24 protein-coding genes are annotated in these 21,257 nt (G+C 38.8%); 16 read left to right on the top strand and 8 right to left on the bottom strand.

The genetic code is table 11. The features are described from left to right. Positions 1-332: 332 nt before the first annotated feature. The 7 genes from ACRX5O_RS21935 to abc-f all read left to right on the top strand — a co-directional run bounded on the left by ACRX5O_RS21935 (position 333) and on the right by abc-f (position 6,060). Positions 333-677 carry a lmo0954 family membrane protein gene (locus ACRX5O_RS21935; RefSeq protein WP_119706681.1) on the top strand — a complete coding sequence of 115 codons (345 nt, stop codon included), beginning with the start codon at positions 333-335 and terminating at the stop codon, positions 675-677. Positions 678-700: 23 nt separating this feature from the next. Next, positions 701-1,339 carry a PspA/IM30 family protein gene (locus ACRX5O_RS21930; RefSeq protein ID WP_433907897.1) on the top strand — a complete coding sequence of 213 codons (639 nt, stop codon included), beginning with the start codon at positions 701-703 and terminating at the stop codon, positions 1,337-1,339. Between the two features lie 87 nt (positions 1,340-1,426). Beyond that, complete coding sequence (gene liaF, locus ACRX5O_RS21925) at positions 1,427-2,164, top strand: cell wall-active antibiotics response protein LiaF (protein ID WP_433907896.1); 738 nt, start codon at positions 1,427-1,429, stop codon at positions 2,162-2,164. After that, the gene (locus ACRX5O_RS21920; protein ID WP_433907895.1) at positions 2,161-3,198 is read left to right on the top strand and encodes a sensor histidine kinase; all 1,038 of its coding nucleotides are present in this window, start codon (positions 2,161-2,163) and stop codon (positions 3,196-3,198) included. Before liaF ends, ACRX5O_RS21920 begins: the two co-directional genes overlap by 4 nt. Continuing rightward, a complete protein-coding gene (locus tag ACRX5O_RS21915) occupies positions 3,191-3,823 on the top strand; it encodes a response regulator transcription factor (protein WP_433907894.1) in 633 nt (210 codons plus the stop codon). The genes ACRX5O_RS21920 and ACRX5O_RS21915 overlap by 8 nt, the downstream gene beginning before the upstream one ends. Before the next feature lie 43 nt (positions 3,824-3,866). After that, the gene (locus tag ACRX5O_RS21910) at positions 3,867-4,028 is read left to right on the top strand and encodes an RAxF-45 family protein (RefSeq protein ID WP_433907893.1); all 162 of its coding nucleotides are present in this window, start codon (positions 3,867-3,869) and stop codon (positions 4,026-4,028) included. A gap of 148 nt (positions 4,029-4,176) precedes the next feature. Further along, positions 4,177-6,060, top strand: coding sequence for a ribosomal protection-like ABC-F family protein (gene abc-f, locus ACRX5O_RS21905; RefSeq protein ID WP_433907892.1), 1,884 nt, complete (start codon positions 4,177-4,179; stop codon positions 6,058-6,060). A 182-nt stretch (positions 6,061-6,242) separates the two neighbouring features. On the opposite strand, the gene ACRX5O_RS21900 is transcribed toward abc-f, so the two are convergent. After that, the gene (locus ACRX5O_RS21900) at positions 6,243-6,503 is read right to left on the bottom strand and encodes a hypothetical protein (protein WP_433907891.1); all 261 of its coding nucleotides are present in this window, start codon (positions 6,501-6,503) and stop codon (positions 6,243-6,245) included. A 216-nt stretch (positions 6,504-6,719) separates the two neighbouring features. Between ACRX5O_RS21900 and ACRX5O_RS21895 the strand changes: the two genes are divergently transcribed. From ACRX5O_RS21895 to ACRX5O_RS21885, 3 genes are all read left to right on the top strand, one after another. After that, positions 6,720-8,051, top strand: a complete 1,332-nt coding sequence (locus ACRX5O_RS21895; protein ID WP_433907890.1) for a polysaccharide biosynthesis protein — start codon at positions 6,720-6,722, stop codon at positions 8,049-8,051. 49 nt (positions 8,052-8,100) lie between these two features. After that, on the top strand, positions 8,101-8,538 hold the full coding sequence (locus ACRX5O_RS21890; protein ID WP_433907889.1) for a DUF1284 domain-containing protein: 438 nt from the start codon (positions 8,101-8,103) through the stop codon (positions 8,536-8,538). Between the two features lie 213 nt (positions 8,539-8,751). Continuing rightward, positions 8,752-8,952 (top strand): cold-shock protein, encoded by a 201-nt coding sequence (locus tag ACRX5O_RS21885; RefSeq protein WP_066052591.1) that lies wholly within the window; start codon positions 8,752-8,754, stop codon positions 8,950-8,952. A gap of 44 nt (positions 8,953-8,996) precedes the next feature. On the opposite strand, the gene ACRX5O_RS21880 is transcribed toward ACRX5O_RS21885, so the two are convergent. Both ACRX5O_RS21880 and ACRX5O_RS21875 read right to left on the bottom strand, forming a co-directional pair. After that, positions 8,997-9,929, bottom strand: coding sequence for an SDR family NAD(P)-dependent oxidoreductase (locus ACRX5O_RS21880; RefSeq protein ID WP_433907888.1), 933 nt, complete (start codon positions 9,927-9,929; stop codon positions 8,997-8,999). Positions 9,930-10,005: 76 nt separating this feature from the next. Next, on the bottom strand, positions 10,006-10,578 hold the full coding sequence (locus tag ACRX5O_RS21875) for a TetR/AcrR family transcriptional regulator (RefSeq protein WP_433907887.1): 573 nt from the start codon (positions 10,576-10,578) through the stop codon (positions 10,006-10,008). Positions 10,579-10,719: 141 nt separating this feature from the next. Between ACRX5O_RS21875 and ACRX5O_RS21870 the strand changes: the two genes are divergently transcribed. Then, positions 10,720-11,712 carry a Gfo/Idh/MocA family protein gene (locus ACRX5O_RS21870; protein ID WP_433907886.1) on the top strand — a complete coding sequence of 331 codons (993 nt, stop codon included), beginning with the start codon at positions 10,720-10,722 and terminating at the stop codon, positions 11,710-11,712. Between the two features lie 251 nt (positions 11,713-11,963). Here ACRX5O_RS21870 and ACRX5O_RS21865 read toward each other — a convergent pair whose 3' ends face one another. After that, positions 11,964-12,320, bottom strand: a complete 357-nt coding sequence (locus ACRX5O_RS21865) for a YckD family protein (protein WP_433907885.1) — start codon at positions 12,318-12,320, stop codon at positions 11,964-11,966. Positions 12,321-12,639: 319 nt separating this feature from the next. On the opposite strand from ACRX5O_RS21865, the gene queF reads away from it, so the two are divergent. The 5 genes from queF to ACRX5O_RS21840 all read left to right on the top strand — a co-directional run bounded on the left by queF (position 12,640) and on the right by ACRX5O_RS21840 (position 17,174). After that, positions 12,640-13,137 carry a preQ(1) synthase gene (gene queF, locus ACRX5O_RS21860; protein WP_119706693.1) on the top strand — a complete coding sequence of 166 codons (498 nt, stop codon included), beginning with the start codon at positions 12,640-12,642 and terminating at the stop codon, positions 13,135-13,137. Positions 13,138-13,259: 122 nt separating this feature from the next. Then, positions 13,260-15,266: a methyl-accepting chemotaxis protein gene (locus ACRX5O_RS21855; protein ID WP_433907884.1), complete on the top strand. Its 2,007-nt coding sequence runs from the start codon at positions 13,260-13,262 to the stop codon at positions 15,264-15,266. 101 nt (positions 15,267-15,367) lie between these two features. Continuing rightward, positions 15,368-16,171 (top strand): nucleotidyltransferase domain-containing protein, encoded by an 804-nt coding sequence (locus ACRX5O_RS21850; protein WP_433907883.1) that lies wholly within the window; start codon positions 15,368-15,370, stop codon positions 16,169-16,171. 289 nt (positions 16,172-16,460) lie between these two features. Continuing rightward, a complete protein-coding gene (locus tag ACRX5O_RS21845) occupies positions 16,461-16,643 on the top strand; it encodes a DUF3934 domain-containing protein (RefSeq protein WP_433907882.1) in 183 nt (60 codons plus the stop codon). Positions 16,644-16,667: 24 nt separating this feature from the next. After that, positions 16,668-17,174, top strand: coding sequence for a YfiT family bacillithiol transferase (locus ACRX5O_RS21840; RefSeq protein WP_433907881.1), 507 nt, complete (start codon positions 16,668-16,670; stop codon positions 17,172-17,174). Between the two features lie 85 nt (positions 17,175-17,259). Here the strand turns inward: ACRX5O_RS21840 and ACRX5O_RS21835 are convergent, their stop codons facing one another. The 4 genes from ACRX5O_RS21835 to ACRX5O_RS21820 all read right to left on the bottom strand — a co-directional run bounded on the left by ACRX5O_RS21835 (position 17,260) and on the right by ACRX5O_RS21820 (position 21,217). Beyond that, positions 17,260-17,946, bottom strand: coding sequence for an ABC transporter ATP-binding protein (locus ACRX5O_RS21835; RefSeq protein WP_433907880.1), 687 nt, complete (start codon positions 17,944-17,946; stop codon positions 17,260-17,262). A 1-nt stretch (position 17,947) separates the two neighbouring features. Beyond that, positions 17,948-18,982 carry an ABC transporter permease gene (locus ACRX5O_RS21830; protein ID WP_433907879.1) on the bottom strand — a complete coding sequence of 345 codons (1,035 nt, stop codon included), beginning with the start codon at positions 18,980-18,982 and terminating at the stop codon, positions 17,948-17,950. A gap of 178 nt (positions 18,983-19,160) precedes the next feature. Next, positions 19,161-20,540 carry a sensor histidine kinase gene (locus ACRX5O_RS21825; protein WP_433907878.1) on the bottom strand — a complete coding sequence of 460 codons (1,380 nt, stop codon included), beginning with the start codon at positions 20,538-20,540 and terminating at the stop codon, positions 19,161-19,163. Beyond that, positions 20,537-21,217, bottom strand: a complete 681-nt coding sequence (locus ACRX5O_RS21820; RefSeq protein ID WP_433907877.1) for a response regulator transcription factor — start codon at positions 21,215-21,217, stop codon at positions 20,537-20,539. Before ACRX5O_RS21820 ends, ACRX5O_RS21825 begins: the two co-directional genes overlap by 4 nt. Between the last annotated feature and the right edge of the window lie 40 nt (positions 21,218-21,257).

The following is a 21,257-nucleotide window of genomic DNA, read 5'->3' as shown; positions in this document are numbered from 1 at the left end:
TTTGGTTAAAGGCCAAGTAAGTAAAAAACTGGTTGGAAACACTTGTACCGAATTTACACAATATTGAGGACTTGACTGAAAACAACCCATTTTTTAAAAATATGATCGAAAACGACCCGTAGAAAACCAAATTAACGATCATTCCCCTTAAAACCCTCCAAATCCACAACGAAAATGACGGTTTTTCCTCTTCCAAACCTACTCAAACCCGCGTTTTACCACCAGTCCTATCACTCACTAAGCCTCAAGTCGTATATGAAAATCAAGCTTAAGCTCGTTATGAGAAGTTTGAATTCTAGGTAAGATGATATCAAGAAGGGAGGCAACAACAAATGAAAAAATTCGGGTTGCTTTTAATAGGAGGCATTGCAGCGTTAGTTTTATTAGCAAATCTTGGTCCACTGGTAGGGTTGGTAGTCAGCATGGCGATTCTGTACTTTGTGTTTAAGCAGTTTTTAAAGACAGATTCGACTGGGATGAAAATCGGGTTAGGAATCTTAGGATTCATTCTTCTGATGGCATCCATTTCTAATGCACCGGCGATCGTTGGAATTGTAGCTGCATATATTCTCTATGTTGTTTACAAAAAATTCAACGAAACAAAAGTAAAAGAAACAGTCTCAAATGACCCTTTTCAAAACTTTGAAAAGCAATGGTCTGAACTAAATAAAAACTAATTTTAAAAAGAGGAGAGATATTTATGTCAAACTTATTTACTCGATTAAAAAATACGATTGTAGCTGATTTAAATGAAGCAATAGAAAAAAAGGAAAACAAAAATCCGATTGTGATGCTGAACCAGTATTTACGTGAATGTGAGCTAGAAACAGAAAAAGTAAGAAAGCTTGTTGAAAGACAGTATACTTTGCGTGACGGGTTTACTCGCGAGTTAAAGCAAGCACAGGAACTGGCTGAAAAAAGAAAATATCAAGCTGAAGTAGCACAAAATGCAGGTGAAACAGAGCTTTATACATTTGCAAGTGCGGAGCAGCTTCAATACGAAGAGAGAGCCACACGATTAAGTGAGTCCCTTCGTTACACGGAAAATCAATTACAGGAGCTTGAGCAAAAATACGAAGAAATGAAGCACAAGCTAAAAGACATGCATATTCGTCGCATGGAATTAATGGGGAGAGAAAACCTATCCCGTGCCCACTATCAAATGAATAAAGTGCTAGACAGTGATAACTACGCAAACCAATCCAGTTCGCGCTTTCAAGAAATAGAGTCGTACCTTGATCGTATCGAGGAGAAAGTAAATACCTCCTACTACAGAAACACAATTGATGCTCGCATCGCCAAACTAGAAAAAGAAATGAAAGAAACTACTACTTTATAAAAAAAACTGGTATTGTAAAAGATGGAGATTAGAAGGCGTAGCACTACGCCTTCTATAGGTATATATAACAGGAGAGGAGGAATCAACATGGTAGGAAAAAAGAAGAGTGATCTTCTCAGCTGGGCAGTTATGTTTGGAATAGTATTGTTACTACTTGAGGTCACTTTCTTTAATCGTGGACTGATCTTCTCCCTCCTTGTTGCATCAGGAATGATTTATATCGGGAGGAAGCGCCAGCCAAAAACATCAGGCAAATTCTTATTTTGGGCAGGAACGATCTTCTTTATTTTAAGTGTATTTAATATGATGACTATTAAAGTCTTTTTGTTTGGGATATTAGGCTATTTAATTATTCAATTTGCAAAGTCCAAGCGTTCCCCAGAAAAAATACAGCCTGAGGTAGTCGAAGCACAAATGAGTGCACCACAAACAGAAACCATCGTAAAAAAAACGCCCTTATTTGATAATACCATTTTCGGTGAACAGAGAACGAAAGACCATGTGTATGAGTGGAATGATATTAATATACAAACAGGAATCGGTGACACGATCATCGACCTAAGCTATACCGTTCTACCAAAAGGTGAAACCATCATATTTGTACGAGGAGTAGTAGGGAATATCCAGATTCAAGTTCCTTACGATGTTGAGGTTTGTGTGAATCACAGTGTCCTTGCTGGCTCTAGTAATATATTGAATGTAACAGGAGATAAGCTGTTCAATCAGCGACTACATGTTCAAACGAGCGAGTACGAGAAAGCGGATCAGAAGGTGAAGATATTCACTTCAATGCTGGTGGGTGACCTCGAGGTGAAGCGAGTATGAGTATCGTACAACGCCAAATTGTGTGGGGAATTTGTCTGTCTCTATTCGTTTTCATCTTTTTATCTGTCTCATTTTTTATGGCTTTTCCAGTTTACAATTGGTCTGAGCTATGGGAACAAGATTTAATGGATATCCCATTTATCTTTTTTCTTCCAAGCGTAAGTATTGCGATTGGAATTTTGTTTGGTTTGGGATCGGGATTTTACTGGAGGAAACAGATGCAGACGATCGACGATATTCTTCACGAAGTAGAGGAAGGTCGCGCAAGTCAGATTGAGAACGGCATTTCCTATGAGCCGATTGTCCACAGAGTGCGTAAAATTCAAAAGCAAATTGCTGACCAGGCAAAGGCTTCTCAGAAGCTTGCGAATGAAAAAGCAGAGGATCAGGAAAATCGTATTCAAGAAATCATATCTCAAGAACGCAATCGGTTGGCGAGAGAGCTCCATGACTCGGTAAGCCAACAGCTCTTTGCTGCTTCGATGATGATGTCAGCAATCAATGAAACAAAGCAGGTTGAAAGTGAAGATCGAGAAGCAAAGCAGATGAAGATGGTAGAAGAAATGATTCACCAGTCTCAATTGGAAATGAGAGCACTTCTTCTTCATTTAAGGCCTGTACCGTTAAAAGGAAAAACGCTTCAAGAAGGTATTGAGGAGCTGTTAGTCGAATTATCACAAAAAGTAACGATGGAAATAGGATGGAAGGTAGAGGAGTTTCCTCTGGATAAAGGGGTGGAGGACCATCTTTTTCGGATTCTTCAGGAATCTGTTTCGAACATTCTTCGTCATTCAAAGGCGAAGGAGCTGGAGGTTTTGCTCATCCAACGAGACAATTTTATCATTATGAGGGTAGTGGATGATGGAGTTGGCTTTGATGTGGAAGAATCAAAAGCTGGTTCGTACGGCCTTCAAAATATGCATGAACGTGCAGTTGAGATAGGTGGAACGTGCAAAATTATTAGTGTAAAAAATAAAGGTACCCGTCTAGAAGTAAAGGTTCCGTTGATGAGGAAGGGTGAGAGCAGTGATTAGAGTCGTGTTTGTTGATGACCATGAGATGGTAAGAATTGGAGTTTCTTCATACCTATCTGCACAGCCAGATATTGAGGTTGTAGGTGAAGCGGATAATGGGAAAACAGCAATCCCAATGGTACTGGAGTTAAGGCCAGATATCGTATTAATGGATTTAGTAATGAAGGAAATGGATGGCATTGAAGCAACACGTCAAATCATTGCAGAGTGGCCCGATGCAAAAATCATCATTGTGACGAGCTTTTTAGACGATGAAAAAGTATATCCGGCACTTGAAGCGGGAGCAACGAGCTACATGTTAAAGACTTCAAAAGCGAGTGAAATAGCCAACGCTGTCCGTGCAACTTATCACGGTCAATCGGTTCTTGAACCTGAGGTGACAGGGAAAATGATGTTGAAAATGCGTCAGAAAAATGATGTTGCGCCCCATGAGGAGCTTACATCAAGAGAAATGGAAATCCTCTTGTTAATGGCTGAGGGAAAAAGCAATCAAGAAATTGCTGACGACTTGTTTATTGCTCTAAAGACGGTAAAAACACATGTTAGTAATATTTTAAGCAAGCTTCAAGTACAAGATCGAACGCAAGCAGTTATTTACGCGTTCAAACATGAGCTAGTAAAGTAGATTTTACATAAATTTCTTGCTTTTCAGCTTCGGTTTGAATATCATGAAAGTAACTAAACTGAAACGGAGGTGGAAAGAGATGAAAAATGCTGTTTTGATGCGCGGATACTGGATGGACTATACGTATATCGTCCGTGCAATTTTTGCTGGTTTTGCGAACAACGGGAGAAGTCTGCCCTTTTTAAGCAATTCCATAGCAAACTAAACAGTGAAACATCTCTTATCCACAAATAATGAACGGATGAAAGAGGGCTTCATGCTCTCTTTTTTTCGTACACATTTTTCGTGCCATGGGATTTTTCCCATGGTTTTTTTGTGTAAAAAACTTACAAACTCCGGAGGTTTATATAGATATGATTACTTTAAGCGTAAATTCGATTAGCAAAATGTTTGGTGGAAACACCATTTTTGAAAACTTATCACTAGAAATCCATGAAGGAGATCGTGTTGGTCTCGTTGGTCGTAACGGCAGTGGGAAAACGACTCTTTTTAAGCTATTAGCTGGGGAGGAAATACCTGATAGTGGTCAAATTCATTGGAGAAAAGGGACAACGATCGGTTACTTGAAACAAATCCCTGTTTTCCAAAGCGAGATAACTGCCTTGGATGTGTTAAAAACCGCATTCGCCGCATTGGTAGAGATGGAGAAGCAAATGAAAGAGCTTGAGGTAAAGATGGCGAGTCCGGATCTCTCTGCAGAGGAGCTTGAAAGATGCGTGGGAAAATACGGTCAAATTCAAGACCAATACACGCTGCTAGGCGGATACGAAATGGATGCCAATATTGATCGCATCTCCAATGGCCTTTCCATTCAACACCTCTTAGATAAATCGTTTCAGTCTCTAAGCGGAGGCGAGAAAACGAAGATTGGCTTAGCGCAACTTCTGTTAAAGCAACCGGATCTTTTATTACTGGACGAACCAACGAATCATTTAGATTTGATGTCAGTGGAGTGGCTAGGACAGTTTTTAAAAGAGTATAAAGGTACGGTTGTTATTGTGTCTCATGACCGATACTTTCTCGATGATGTGGTCACAAAAATGCTTGATTTGGAGGATGGGGAGATTACTTCGTATATAGGGAATTACTCTGTCTTTGTGAAGGAGAAGGAGGAGCGTCTCTTAAAGGAATTTCAGGCTTACGAAGAACAGCAAAAAAAGATTAAAAAAATGAAAGAAGCCATCAAAAGACTACGTGAGTGGGCGAATCGTGCAAATCCGCCGAATGAAGGGCTTCATAAGCGTGCGCGTAATATGGAAAGAGCGCTTGAGAGAATGGAGAAGCTGGATCGACCGATACTGAATCGCAAAAAGATGAATCTGGAGATGGAGGTAGCTGACCGAAGTGGCAAGGATGTGGTTGTCATGAAGGAGGTAAATAAATCTTTCGGAGAGCAATTGCTATTTAAGGATGCGAATCTTCACATTCAATTCCGCGAAAGGGTGGCAATGGTCGGTGAAAATGGGACGGGAAAATCCACGCTTATTAAAATGCTCCTGCAACAAGAGCAGGTAGATAGTGGAGAATTAAAGCTTGGAAGTAATGTGAAAGTCGGCTACCTTTCTCAGCATATTTTTCCTGATAAAAAGGACGAAACGGTGATTGACTTATTCCGAGATGAAATAAAGGTGACAGAAGGAGAGGCCAGACATATTCTTGCTCGCTTTCTGTTCTATGGTCACAGTGTGTTTCGCAAGGTATCTCAGCTAAGCGGTGGGGAAAAAATGCGGCTTCGTCTGGCACAGATGATGTATCAGGATTTGAATTTTCTAATCCTTGATGAGCCTACCAATCACTTAGATATAGAATCCCGTGAAGTTCTTGAGGAAGCTCTAGAAGAATTTAATGGAACGATCCTGGCTGTATCTCATGATCGTTACTTTTTAGATAAGCTCTTTGATCGAATCTATTGGATCAAAGAAAAAAGACTTTATCATTTCGCAGGTGGTTACCAATGGGCGAGACAGAAACTGTTAGAAATGCAGCCTCAAAAAATTGAAACACCAACAGCCTACTCAAAAAAAACGAGGGTGACAGACACCGTTAAAAAGGGTAGTACGGTGTCGATAGAAGAAATTGAGAGCAGGATAGAAAAAGTGGAAGCACATTTAAAAGAATTAAACGAACAGCTTCAGTTGGAAGAGCAGCTGTCTATTATTCAAGAACTTTACAGTGAAAAAGAAGCTCTTGAAAGCCATGTAGAAGAACTTTATTCCCAGCTAGAGGAGTTAGCATAGGATGGGTAAAGGATTCTGTTTTCGGGTGTATAGGTATAAATTGACACAAAAACTAGCGTGAGTATTTGACTCACGCTAGTTTTCTTTTAAACAAAGGTTTTAAGTTTAATTGTGGCATTCGAAAGGATACACTATCAATTAGACTTTCATATATTAAGGTTCTAACCCTTGGATTGGGACACCTAAGTGGAAATTCCAACAAGTCCTGTCCGAATAACGCCAGCATTCGGACGCCCAAGTGAAAATTCCAACAAGTCCTGTCCGAATAACGCCATCATTCGGACTCCCAAATACAGATTCCAAACAAGTCCTGTCCGAATAACCCCTGTATTGGGACTCCTAAGTGAAAATTCCAACAAGTCCTGTCCAAATAACGTCAGCATTTGGACACCCAAGTGCAACTCCCCACAAGTCCTGTCCAAATAACGCCAGTATTCGGACACCCAAGTGCAACTCCCCACAAGCCCTGTCCAAATAACGCCAGCATTTGGACACCCAAGTACAACTCCCCTCAACACCTGTCCAAATTCTTTATTCCAAGCGATTCCCTGCTTTTTTTTGAACCTGAATTTCGACCGCCGAAGTAATTAAATAAAATATTCTTAGAACTTGTCTCATATAGTGTAAGGTGAAAGCTATTAAATGTAAGGAGAGACAGCATGAGTGCATTTATGAAAGGAACATTATTGTTGGTTGTCGCCACCTTTATGGGTGAGTGTGTAGAGTTTATTGCGAATATGGTACTAGCAAAGGAGTTAGGGGAGCATGGACTTGGCTTATATATGCAAATTTTGCCGACCATCTTCCTAATTATTATGCTAGCAAGCTTTGAGATGCCCGTTTCGATTTCTAAGTTTATTGCTGAAAAGGATGCCCGTTATCACCAAAGCATGCTTCAGCATGTGATTAAGCTAACAATTATTTTCACTTCCGTATTACTTGCTGCTGTCACGATCATTCTCCCGTATATATCGACATTTGACACGTATCATCCGCTCTTACGATGGCTTGTCATCCTATTAATTCCTATGATTTCCTTTTCATCCATCGCTCGCGGGTATTTTATGGGAAAACAGCAAATGAGCAAGATTGCATCTACACAGCTTGTTCGAAAGCTCGTACAGCTTGGTTTGCTTGTCTTTCTATTCCAATTGTTTGAATTCCAGACTGATACGGCAATACTTATTGCCTTTTGTACTTTTGTAGGGAGCGAGTTTGTCATCGTCCTCTATTTAATCCATACGTTTTTTATTCAGTATCATGAGCTAAAAAGAAGGCCGAGAGAGGCCCTTCCTAATCAAGAGGTAAGAAAGAGCTTGATGGCTGTATCCATTCCAACAACGGGACTTCGGATTTTCCATTCGCTAACTCATGCGGTTCAACCCTTTATTATTAAAATTGCTCTAGTACATGCAGGGGTGAGCGAGCAGGTGGCAACTGAACAATTTGGAATGCTCACCGGCGTAGCGATGACCATTGGATTTTTCCCAGCTTTTATTGGGCATTCTTTGTTGATCATGCTGATACCAACTGTTTCCAAAGCGTATGCAAACGGAGACTTTAACCGGCTACAACGTTTGTTGCAACAGGTACTAAAAGGGACGGCATTATACGGAATACCAGCTATGCTCGTCTGTTACTTTTTCGCGGAACCACTGACCAGTATGTTTTTTAAATCGTCTGTAGCTTCTGGATATTTGCAGATTCTTTGGCCGTACTTTTTGCTTCATTTCTTTGTCATTCCGATGCAGGCTTATTTGATTGGGCTCGGTCTTATGAAGGATGCGTTTTACCATACCGTATGGTCATCGATTATCCAGTTTACCATTATGTACGTGCTTGGCTCACTCCGCGAATTTCAAATGGAGGGAGTTCTAATTGGTCTGAACACAGGAGCCTTGTTATTAACTCTTATGCACTACCTAACCATTTGCAAAAAAATCGGTATCTCTCATTTCTCCTTAAAAAAACTGGCGGAAGAAAACCGTTAAAGGATTTTGCCTTTCTTGCTAGAATAAATGAGTAGAGGAGGAAAGGAAAATGGAAGAAGAAAAGGTGTTAAGAGGGCATCATCTCCTCTGTGTTCATGGTTTCAGAGGGATGGGATATAGCCCAGCATTTGTTGAAAAGATGACGGAAATTGTAGCAAAAGTTAGAAATGATCATGATGACTTTATGATAAAAACGGTAGCTGCCTTTGATGACGCATGCATGGCCTGCCCCCATCGAGGGAACACAAAATGTGAGGCTAGCGCGGGATCAAATGAGCATGTTTTGTCTATGGATGAAAAAGTACTATCCCATTTAGGACTAGAGAAAGAGAAGTCGTACTTGAAGTCACATCTAGTCTCCCTAACAGCTTCCAAAGTAACTCCCGACGATTTGGATCATCTATGTAAAGGATGCTCTTGGCTACCTTACGGGGTTTGCAAAGAAGGGATAGAAGAGCTTCGAAAAAAATTACATCATTTCTATTAAAGTTATAGTAGAAAAAAGTAAAGCTTTGCTTCAATTTGTTTAATTATGTCAAAAGGACTCGAAAAATAAACGTTGAATGCGTTTGCTAAAACTAGTTATTGATGGTAAGATATAAGAGAATTATTTTTGTTCGGTATGTAAGAAAACTACTTCTTTATATCAATGAGAGCAAGGATAGTATTACAGTGTCAAGGCACTAGGAGGTAACTCACAATGGAAAAAGGTAAAGTAAAATGGTTTAACGCAGAAAAAGGTTTTGGATTCATCGAGCGCGAAGGTGGAGACGATGTATTCGTTCACTTCTCAGCTATCCAAGGCGAAGGCTTCAAGACTTTAGAAGAAGGTCAAGAAGTTACTTTTGACGTAGAACAAGGACAACGTGGAGCACAAGCTGCTAACGTAAACAAAGCTTAATTTAAGCTTGAAAAAAAAGACTCTTTACGAGTCTTTTTTTGTTTCTATTTTTTTGCCAACTCTTTTAAATTTTCGACAACACCTACATGATAGGGTGTTTTTGGAAGAGGCCCTATGAGTGTTTCGTACTTGGTTCCGTCCAGGATGACGGGTGTCTCATTTAAATACATCATCTCTGTCACTTCTCTCATAGAAGGATTAAACAAACCAAGAGCGGCTATCATCCGTCGGCCAATCGGTTTTACCTTCAGCGGTTTATCAAGAAAATGAGAGGCAATCTTAGCAATTTCTTCTCCACTTATCGTGCCCGCACCAGAAATATTCCAATGCTGATTGTAACAGTCCTCTCTCAAGGCAAGTTCGACAAGTGCTTTTGCACCGTCCTTCGTATAAATAAATTCACGTTGAAGCTTAGTGTCTCCAACAAAGCCAGCAGAGTGCTTTTTCAACATTTGATTAAAGGTGTATTGAAGGATGGTACTCTCCGCTTTAGGTCCATAGAAATCTGGGAAGTAGGCAATAATGTAGGGAACTTTAGATGTTTGAATTTGATTTTGAAGCTGTAAGCGAATGTTTCCTTTTTTCGTATGTGGATGTCTTGAGGTATTTTCAGAAACGGGTGATGATTGTCTGCCGTAAGAATAAATATTATCAACGTAAATGAGTGGTTTCTTGTGATTGGCACACTGAGTAAGGATGGCTTCAAGAATCTGAAAAAGGCCCGGATTCCACTTTTCATAAGGAATATTGATAGAGTGAAATACGAGATCAACATGTTTAACTGCCTCGCTTAAGTGTTGTTCGTTTAACACGTCGCAAACCTTGGTCTTTGCTAACGAACCCCAATCCTGTTTGTAAAGAGCTAGTTTTTCAGAAGAACGTGCAAAGGCAATCGTTTCTATCCCTCTACTAACAAGTTCTTCTACTAAAGCAAATCCCATCCCACCACTTGCACCTAATACCAATGCTTTTTTCATTTGAAATCTCTCCTATTTTTATTTATTGACCACTGTTTAATAATGCGTAAAAATAAAAGGCTTGTGCCCTTCATTTTTATATCAATGCTTTTAAAAGAAACTCCACATGCGATTTGGCTAGTAGTTTCACGTCCTCAAAGGTGGTTTCGGTTCTGCAATAATGCGTGACAAACCCATGGACCCCAATAAATAAGGACCATATATCCTTCGGTGAAAGAGGCTTGGGTGTAAGACTAGCAACCGCATTGGCAAAGTGTAAATAGCTTTTATTAGGAGCCTCAAGCAGATATCCTTTAACTTCTTCATCCTTGATCAGAAACATTACTTCATATTGAGGTTGGTGGGTTAAGCCGAAACGGATATACTCGAAAAGAATCAAATACAGTTTCTCCTCATTAGAGTTAGTTGGAGTGGAAAGCACATCCTCAAGTACTTGATCGAGAGTAAGGAAATCTTGTGTGACAATCTCATAAAACAGTTCAGCTTTATTTTTAAAATGGTAGTAAATGGCCCCGTGACTACATCCAAGCTTATTAGCTAGCTTCCTCATGGAAAAAGAGGGATAGCCACTAGTAACAAATAATTCACGAGCGACATGGATGATAGCTGCCTTTGTTAGTTCATCTTGTGCAGATTTTCTTGGAGACAATCGTTTCACCTCATTAATTGAACACTGGTCAATTAAATAATACCTCCATTTCCTAATGTTGGCAAGTGGATTTAATGAAGGTTGAAAAAATCGTAAGAAGGGAAGATAATGGTAGCATACTAAAGGCAAAGGAGATAGACAATGATACGCTTTGGTGTAATAGGAACCAACTGGATTACAGAATCATTTTTACAGGCGGCAAATGAACTGCCCAATTTTCAATTAACGTCCGTATATTCAAGGTATGAAGAGAAAGCGAAGGAATTCGGGGACAAATACCAGGCTTCTCATTTATTTACAAGTCTAGAGGAAATGGCAAAAAGTGAATATATTGATGCCGTGTATATTGCAAGCCCAAACTCTTTTCATGCAGAACAAGCGATTCTATTTTTAAAGCATGGAAAGCATGTTCTTTGTGAAAAAGCGATTGCCTCAAACAAAGTGGAATTGGAGCAAATGATTCAAACAGCGAAGGAAAACAATGTTCTTTTAATGGAAGCATTAAAATCTACCTTTGTTCCAAACTTTGCTGTGATTAAGGAGAATCTGGAGAAAATCGGTCAGGTACGACGTGTATTTGCAAGCTATTGTCAGTATTCCTCCCGCTATGATGCGTATCGAAGTGGAACGATTTTGAATGCATTTGACCCTACTTTCTCAAATGGGGCATTGATGGATATTGGTGTGTATTGTATATATCCAGTCGTGGCGCTATTCGGTAAACCATTATCCGTTAAAGCATCTGGTGTCCTGTTGGAATCTGGCGTGGATGGCGAAGGAAGTATTCTTTTAACTTATAAAAATATGGATGCCGTGTTAATGTACTCAAAGATCACGAACTCTTCCATTCCTTCTGAAATTCAAGGGGAAGACGGAAATCTAGTGATTGATAAAGTGAACACACCAGAAAAGGTCGTACTTGAATACCGAAATGGAGAAAAAGTAGACCTATCCGTTCCGCAAAAAGTAGAATCTATGTATTATGAAGCGAAGGAATTCATTGAACTGATTGAAAAAGGTGAGACTGAATCAACCATTAATACATACGAAAACTCCTTGGTAACGATGGAAATTATGGATGAAGTACGCAAGCAGATTGGTGTAAAATTCCCTGCGGATAATAAGGGGTTGTAATTCGTTCAATAACCAAAAAACGGGCCACTTCATGTTCATGAGCAGGTCCGTTTTTAATTTGAAAGAGAAGAAATTATAAGATTTTCGACTTTGAGAATTGTCTAGCTCCAGCGCCCTAGCGCCTAGTGTCCTTCGCTCTCCGCCCTACGATAAGTCAACATCGAATCGCCTCTGGCTCTTCGTGTTTCCTTTATCTCAGTTGGAGCGCTCCAGGCCATACGGCGCTGACCAGGGCGCTTGCGCTTTTCTTGTTACTCTTCACTTTTGTGGTGATCATGTGGTCCGCGTTCGGATCCGCCGTGTGGCCCCCTGAAAATAAAGCCATTCTCTTCAAGCATTTTGTAATGCTCTTCGAAACGCTGAATCATTTTGTCGGCTTTTTCCTTTGGGATCACACCGAATTCTACGTATTTTTGAATCAGTTGTTTTTTCTGTTCCAAAATACCTTTATGTAGTTTAGCGAGCTCAGCTTTTTGAGCGTCAGTTAGTTTCACCTCTTCGGTGTTCGTAGCATCTTCAGGTTTTTCCACTTCAGCAAAAGAAGACGTGGCACCAAAGATGGACATCGAAAGCAAGCATGCAGCCATAATTCCAACAAATTTCTTCATCAATATCCCTCCTTTATTCAACACGAAGGTTAATGTTTCCTAATATCGCTTGAAATATGCACCAATTGCCAAAAACAAGTGGAATAAAAAACCGTTGACACTTTTACAGAAATTCACTATAGTAACGATGACATATTCATATTCCCGTGTGTCGGGAGAGGTTCATAGCGAACAAAACCCTCTATAAAAAACTATGGCTTTGATGATTACTATCAACCATATCCAATGAGGATATGGTTTTATTTTTTCAGTCAAGGTTATGTTTTCTATGCCTCTTTTCGTTGTTGAACACGGTTCATATTAAAAGGAGGTTCTTTTCATGAGTGGAAGAAAAGATGAAGAATTAGAAGGTGTGACTTTATTAGGAAATCAAGGGACAAAGTACTTGTTCGAGTATTCTCCTAGCATTCTTGAGGCGTTTGATAACAAGCATCCCAATCGTGATTATTTTGTGAAATTCAACTGTCCTGAATTTACAAGCCTTTGTCCAAAAACAGGTCAGCCGGACTTTGCAACGATTTATATTAGCTATATTCCTGATCAGAAAATGGTAGAGAGCAAGTCTCTAAAATTATACTTGTTCAGCTTTAGAAATCATGGAGACTTTCATGAGGACTGCATGAACATTATTATGAACGATTTAATTGAGTTAATGGATCCGCGCTATATCGAAGTGTGGGGGAAATTTACTCCTAGAGGCGGAATTTCAATTGATCCGTACACAAATTATGGCAAGCCTGGTACGAAATACGAAGAAATGGCACATTATCGCTTAATGAACCATGACCTGAATCCAGAGACGATTGATAACCGTTAATTAAAATGAAAGCAGAGATTGAATTCTCTGCTTTTTATTTTTTTTTCTAAAAATTCGACAAAATCCTTCAAATTTCTTTACCCTGTGACGATATAAAAGAAAAACATCGTTGGGGTGAAGGCATGTTCAAGAAAATACAAACGAAAATCATGCTAACGGTCAGTATCCTTATAGCTGTTACGTTACTAGTTGTTTCAACTGTTACGTTTTTTAAAACAAAGGATGAAATGTTGACTAGCGTGAGTTCAAGCTCAAGTGCTCAAGTAGATAGCTTAAAAAGCAATATTGACTTATACTTACATTTTTATGGAAGTTCGGTTGACCGCTATAGTAAAGATAGCCGAATTATTGATTACTTAAAGCAAGTGAAAGCTAACGAGCAAACGGGTTTAAGCACTTATTGGCCCATCGTTGACAAAGACTTTCAAGAATTTATGAACCTTAATAAAAATGCTGCAACCATCTATGTTGGGGCAGAAACGAAGCAGTTTACGACTACCCCTGTTATCGAGCTGCCACCAGATTATGATCCAACGGGAAGACCTTGGTATACTGCGGCAGTTCAATCATCAGGCCAAACCATCTGGACAGATCCATATGAGGATGCGAGCTCAGGAGAATATGTCGTAACAGTAGCACAAGCGGTTGTTGACCCAGAAACGAAGGAAACGCTTGGGGTTGTTGGGATGGACCTTAGCCTAGCAGGACTTTCAGGAATCATCAAAGAAACAAAAGTCGGTTATGGTGGATATTCTCTATTATTAGATAAAAATGGCATGGCCTTAGTTCATCCTAAGGAACAAGGAAAAGATGTTAGTAAAAAAGCGTATTTTGCTACTGTAAGTAGTGGAGACAAAGGGGCAACCTCGTATACAGAAAGTAAAACAGATTACGAATTATATTACCAGACACTTGATCAAACAGGCTGGAAGGTCGGAATGGTATATGAGACGAAAAACGTATTAGAAAGTGCAAAAAGCCTTCAAGATGCGATTCTCATCATTGCAGCGATCGCCATTATTACTGGTCTTGTGATTACTTATTTCCTGTCAAAAAGTATCGCAAAACCAATCACTCTGTTAAACCAGCAAGTTCAAAAGGTAGCAGCAGGTGATTTGACGATTCATGTGGAAAGCCAATCAAAGGATGAAACAGGTCAATTAACTGATCATTTTAACATCATGGTTGAAAACATGCGTGAGCTTATAGCCTCTGTAGAAAAATCTGTAGACAGTGTAAATGACTCAGCTTCTAGCTTAACAGCAGTATCAGAGGAAACAATTGCTGCAAGTGAAGAGGTAGCAAGAGCGACCGGAGAGATTGCCGCAGGCGCGTATCAGCAAGCACAGGATGCTGAGGGAGCAAATCAAAAGGCAATCGGATTATCGACACAAATCGAAAAAGTAAAAGATAATGTTGATGAAATGACTGGTTTGTCCAAGCAAGCCGAAGTCACGAATGCTAAAGGCTTGGAGCAAATGAACTTCTTAAGACAACGAGCGGTCGAAAGCGATGAAGTCATTAAGAGTGTTGGGACAGTCATTAATAACCTTGACTCAAAGGTAAAGGAAATTGAAAAGGTCATTCATTCGATTACAGAGATTTCAGATCAGACGAATCTCCTCGCTTTAAATGCAAGTATTGAGGCAGCTAGAGCGGGTGAAAGTGGAAAAGGGTTTGCCGTTGTTGCTGATGAGGTAAGAAAGCTTGCTGAGCAATCAGCGAAAGCAGCACATCAAGTAAAACAAACGATCTCAAGCATTGAAAAAGAAACAAAGCATGTTGTGAAGGAAATGGAGCAAACAGTAGCCATTTCAGAATTGCAAAGCAAGGCTGTTGGTCAAACAGAAGTAGCGTTTAATGATATATCACATACGATAAATGCGATTGTCTCTTCCATCGGATCGATCAGAATGGATATTGACCATATCAATGATTTAAAGGATGATGTGGTAGCTTCCATTCAAAGCATCGCTTCCGTTGCGGAGCACTCTGCAGTAGCTTCAGACAAGGTAAGTGAATCGACCGAGGAGCAGGTACGTGCGCTCGATTCGGTCACACAATCAGCTATTGAGTTGAATGAAGCAAGTTCACAGCTTGCTGAAATGATCAAGAGATTTAAAATATAATACTAGACCGGTAGGACAAGTTCCTGCCGGTTTATTTAGCTTAGTATTGGTTTTCGTTTGTCTGAGCATTATGATAAAAGAAAATACTAAAGAGGGATTTTATGAAGGAACACATAATAGAAGTTCTTCAGCAAATTGAGCGAGAATATGATGTTAAAGTATTGTACGCTTGTGAATCGGGGAGCCGGGCATGGGGATTTCCTTCCATGGATAGCGATTATGATGTGAGATTTCTGTATGTACATACAAAGAAATGGTATTTGTCCATTGATCAAGGAAGAGATGTTCTTGAAGTGCCATCAAAAGACACTCTTTCCATCTCGGTTCATCCGCTATTAGACATGAGTGGATGGGAGTTAACGAAAGCATTAAGATTGTACCGAAAGTCTAACCCGCCATTTTTCGAGTGGCTTCATTCTGACATTCTCTACTATGAAAAATATTCAACTCTTGAAAAGTTGTTAGCCATCGAACATAAGGTGTTTTCACCTGTAACCTGTCTTTACCATTATGTTAGTATGGCGAAAAGAAACTTTCGTTCGTACCTTTTAGAAGAAGAGGTACATCATAAAAAGTACTTTACGGTTCTTCGTCCTCTGTTAGCAGGGAAGTGGATTATTTCGAACCATACCTTTCCACCCATTGAGTTTGATGTACTTGTAAAAGAACTGGTTCCCATAGGTCCGGTAAGGCAATCCATTGAAGAACTTATCGCTCAAAAAAGAGCGAGAGCAGAGCACTCATTAAAGTTAGAACCCCCAATTCGGGTGCTTAACGAATACCTACAACAAGAGTTTGAATACATTGAGAGAATGATGAAGGACATGAAGGTAAGTGATAAAAACACATCAACGCATTTACTTAATGAAATTTTTAGAGAGTTATTAGAGAAGGTTTGGAAGTAATTTAGTCCACTCTAAAATTGAAATATCAGCATATCATCCTCCAATATGATAAAACTAGTCTATAATATAGGCTGGTTTCGTAAAGGTTGATGTTAAAATCTTAAAGCCGATTTTAACGTGGAAATAGCTATTTTGCGCTTAAGAATTTAGTTTGCAGGCTCTTTTCTTATTAGATTGATGCTATTTTCTACGGATACATAGTGCAATCAATAAAATGATGTTCCAAAAAACAACAAAGTTTAAGAAAAGAGCTATAATATAAGATAGAATAGCAATGGAGTGATTAGAATTGACGAAAGTAAAAGCAAAGAGCAAGAGTGGAGTAGGCAGAGGTACGGGAAAAAAAGGCTGGACGCGTTGGCAAGCTGGAGCAAAAAAAGCTAAGAATGCAAAGCCATATAAAAGCAAAGGTGTGAAGCATGGCCCTAGTTCAGGTATGGAGAAAGGAACTTCGGACCAAGCAGATAAATAAATATGTGATGGGGAGAGGTTGAAGATGGATGAGAGATACCCGATTGGGACGTTTCAGTTAGAGGGAGACATCAATAGAACGTTAACACATCACTGGATAGAGGAAATTGCTAGCTTGCCTAAAAAGCTAAGAGAGGCTGTTTCAGGCTTAAGCAATGAACAGCTAGATACTCCTTACCGTGAGGGAGGTTGGACGATTCGGCAGGTGGTGCACCATATTGCAGATAGCCATATGAACGCATATATACGTTTTAAGCTGGCCTTGACTGAAGACAGTCCAGTCATTAAGCCTTACGAGGAAGCTAGATGGGCTGAGTTAGAAGATTCGAAGCTACCGGTTGAAGTGTCTTTAACACTTATTGAGTCTGTTCACTTAAGATTGACCACACTTTTAAATGGTGTAAGTGATGACGAATTGAAACGAACTTTTGTACATCCAGATTCAGGTATCGTGTCAGTAGAGAAAAATATTGGTTTGTACGCATGGCACGGAAATCATCATCTTGCTCATATTACAAATGCAAAGCTGTAGCCCTAATAGGGAGTGCTGTGCGTTTCCTTCAACAAAAACGGGTACTAATCCTGCTTGGATCAGTACCCGTTTTCCTTTATATCTTTTAATTTTTACTCTTCAAAACCTGTCCATCGCTCATTTTAATAATATGATCAGCATAAGAGAGCATTTCCTCGTCATGGGTAACCATTAAGGTCGTGATATTCAGTGTTTTAGTTAAATCTCGGATTAATGACAAAACATCTTTAGACCTTTTAGAATCTAAACTTGCCGTGGGTTCATCTGCGAAGAGAACTTTAGGTTTATGGATGATTGCACGAGCAATGGCAACCCGTTGTTTTTCCCCACCCGACAAGGAAGACGGATAAGCATTTCTTCGATGTTCCATTCCAACTAACTTTAGAATGTTGTCAATTTCTCTTTTTTGTTCATATTTCTTAAGTTTCGAATCAGAAACCTCCAGCATAAGTATCAGTTGTTCTTCAATTGTAAGAAAAGGAACGAGATGTGCAAATTGAAAAACGAAACCAAATTTACTTGCTCGTATTTTCCGAACTTGTTCTGAGCTCATGGTCGTCATATTTTGGCCCTCGAATATTACTCGTCCATCTGATGCGGGTTGAAGACCTGCTGCTATTGTAAGGAGTGTACTTTTGCCAGATCCTGATGCACCTACTAATGCTGTTATTTCACCTTCTCTAAGAGATAGGTTTATTCCTTTTAGTATTTCTTCTTGCACCTCACCATTAGTAAATGTTTTTCTGACTTCATCTATAGTAAATATCTCCATATTAATTCTCTCCTTGTTGAATCGCTTGTAATGGTGCTACTTTATTAATTTGTATACCTGATAGCGTAGCTCCCATAAATCCAATAATTAAGAAGACAAACGACAATTGCATGGTTGTTTCAGCGGTTAAACTAAAAGGCATTCCCTTTGGTGCAACCAGATTAAAGACTTGACTAAGCGTAACAGATAGAACAAGTGCAATTATGGTAATAAACAACATTTGTGTCCACATCATGTTAAACAAGGTGCTCGTTTTTACACCTATCGCTTTTAAAATACCGTATAGACCCATTTTTTGAACGTTCATCATGTAGAAAAAGATAGCAAACAGCATTCCACTAATCACCACTAAGAACCATATAATCATATTTAAAGACGTTTGTTCTGCACTGTAACTCGGAATGATTTTGAGGAATTCCTTATTTGAAAAAGATTGTAATCCAGTGAATTCCTGTGTTGTATCTCCTCCTGGTATGAAAACCAACTGCATTTCTTCAACTCGGTACATTTCTTTGTAATCCTCCATATTTATATAAGCAACAGGGGCATGGCTATATTTCTTTTGGTCCACAAAACCTTTAATCACAAATTTGCCACTATATTGATTATTCGTTAAGGTATCTCCCACCTTGATACCTTCTTCCTCTAATGAGCGATCAAGTACGATTTCCCCGCGATTCACATGTTCAAACAACTTTGTGTCCGTAGATGTAACAAAGGCAACGCTGTGTTGCTTATCCTTCTCATCATTCAAAAAGCCCATTTGTATGGATAGTGCAGCAGCATCCTTTTGTTCGTTTAACATTTGATCTTGAATACTAAGGTCGATTCTCGATAAATTATAAGTTTCCTCTGCATCTGTATTCATATAAAATTGTCCGTTTGGCAAGTCTTTAATTAATGCAGCATTATCTTGTGATAATCCATTTGCCAAACCAGAAATAATAAAAGTTAACAAACTAATTAGAAAAACGATTGAACCTAATATGAAAAACCTTACTTTATTTTTTTTAATTTCTTTCCATGCCATGTTCATGTATTCTCCTCCCATCTCTTTTGACATCCTTAGTCTATAGTTTTTATATGAACGGAGGATGAATAACAAGTTACAAATGGGGGGAGCAAGGAGAAATTTTGACTTTACCAAAAAAGTGTCAGACATCACCAGTGGGTATTTTCCCCACTGGAATGCCTGACACAATCGAAAGATCATACTAACTTATAGGTAATTCAACAACAAAAGTGGTCCCTTCATTTTCTTTACTATTCACATGAATATAACCACCATGCAGTTTAACAATTGTAGCCACTATAGATAGGCCAAGTCCTGTCCCATCAACAGAACGCGTGCGTGCAATATCTGCCCGATAAAAGCGATCAAATATCCTCTCTACTTCCTTATGATTCAATCCTATTCCTGTATCTTCAAAGGTTATCAATATCGATTTTTCCCTTTCTTCAATTGATATCTCAATACTACCATCGGCTTTATTATACTTAATGGCATTCGTTAACAGATTATTCCATACTGTATTCAATAAAGAGGGGTCACCGATCATTTCGGTATCTGGCAAGGAATAGCCAAGCATAATCCCTTTTTCATTTATTACCCATTGATAATTTCGGACCAGTTCCTTCATTTGCTGTGCAACATTGAATGGTCTTTTCTTCAAAATATCTTCATCGCGATCTAAGGAGGCAAGAAGTAATAATTGTTTAGTTAAAGTAGAAAGTCTACTAATTTCACCATTTATGACAGAAATATATTGTGTTTTTTCTTTATTACTCAATGATTCTTTTTCCAATAGATTTGTATACCCTTTTATATTAGATAGTGGGGATTGTATATCATGAGAAATATTTGATATGAATTCCTTTCTCATCTCATCCAATTGTTCTAATTTACGTGACATTTGTAGAAAGCTTTGGGATAGTTCTCCTAATTCATCACTACGATCAATATCGAGTTCTACATTAAAGTTTCCTGTTGATAATGACTTTGTGGCAACTGTTAATTTAGATATCGGCTTCACTAAATATTTCGTGCTGACCACTACCATCACGATGCTTAAAATAATCATTAATGCAAGTAGCCAGCCGAATAAAATATGCATCTCATTAAAAAGAAGCTTAATATCAGGTCTAATAAAAAGAGCATAATTTATTCCATTATGTGTTACTGGGATACCAATCGTATTCTTTAATTCATTTGCAAAAAAACCTGTCACAAAGGTTTTCTTGGGAAACTGAAGAATACCATGATAAATATCACCATGAAATACTTGCTCTTTAGTGGAAGCAGAAAGAGTTTGATCCCTAAATGGTGCTCCAAAATAGGATTCCCTTCCAGAATGATCTACTAAGTACATTTGATATCCAATGGTAGAAAGGTTTTCTAAGTACTCCTTGAAATTGATATTCGGATGTTCCTCAGCAAATGCAGCTATCTCAAGTGCAATTTTTGTATTTTTTTGATCATTAGAAGGTTTTAAATTTTGCTGATAATAAGTATTAGAGATTAAAAAAGCTAGTATCCCACTTAAAAACATGATTCCAATTGTAATCACAACAAATTTCACATAAAGAGATTTCATCCGCGTTTTGTCTCCAATAAATATCCAATCCCACGTACGGTCTTAATTTGAAAATCCTCTGTCAATTTTGAAAAACGTTCCCTTAATCTTTTTATATGAACATCTACCGTTCGTTCATCTCCTTCATAATCCAAACCCCAAATATGTTCTATTAGGTGATCTCGGGAAAATACTTGCCTAGGACTTGAAATCAAAAAATACAAAAGTTCGAACTCCTTTAAGGGTAATAGTATCGTGCGACTTCCAATTTGAACTTCATAGCTTTTTTTATTAATGATCGTATCTCCTACACGAACAATCGATCCATCCGGTTGTATGTCATATCGCCGAAGCAAAGCTTTGATTCGAAAGAGTAGTTCTTTCGGTTCAAAAGGCTTGACAAGATAATCATCGGTTCCAGAATGAAAACCTTGTTCCTTATCCTCAATTTGATTTTTAGCTGTTAAAAGGATGATAGGAATGTCGTACCTATTTCGAATCTCTTTTGTTAAGGCATAACCATCCATATATGGCATCATCACATCCACAACGGCTAAATCACATTTTATATTGCTTAAGATACTTAAAGCTTTTATCCCATCCTGAGCTTCGAATACTTGATACCCAGCTTCTGATAAATGAACATCTAGAAGCTTTAAAATATTGATGTCATCATCGACAATTAGAATGTTGGTCATATGAGATACTCCTATGCAATTAATAGAAATCAACAAGTCT

Origin of the sequence: Robertmurraya mesotrionivorans (assembly GCF_050971805.1) — a bacterium.
GTDB lineage: Bacteria > Bacillota > Bacilli > Bacillales > Cytobacillaceae > Robertmurraya_A.
The sequence above is the reverse complement of the archived record's forward strand: the minus strand, read 5'-3'. Positions and strand labels throughout refer to the sequence as shown.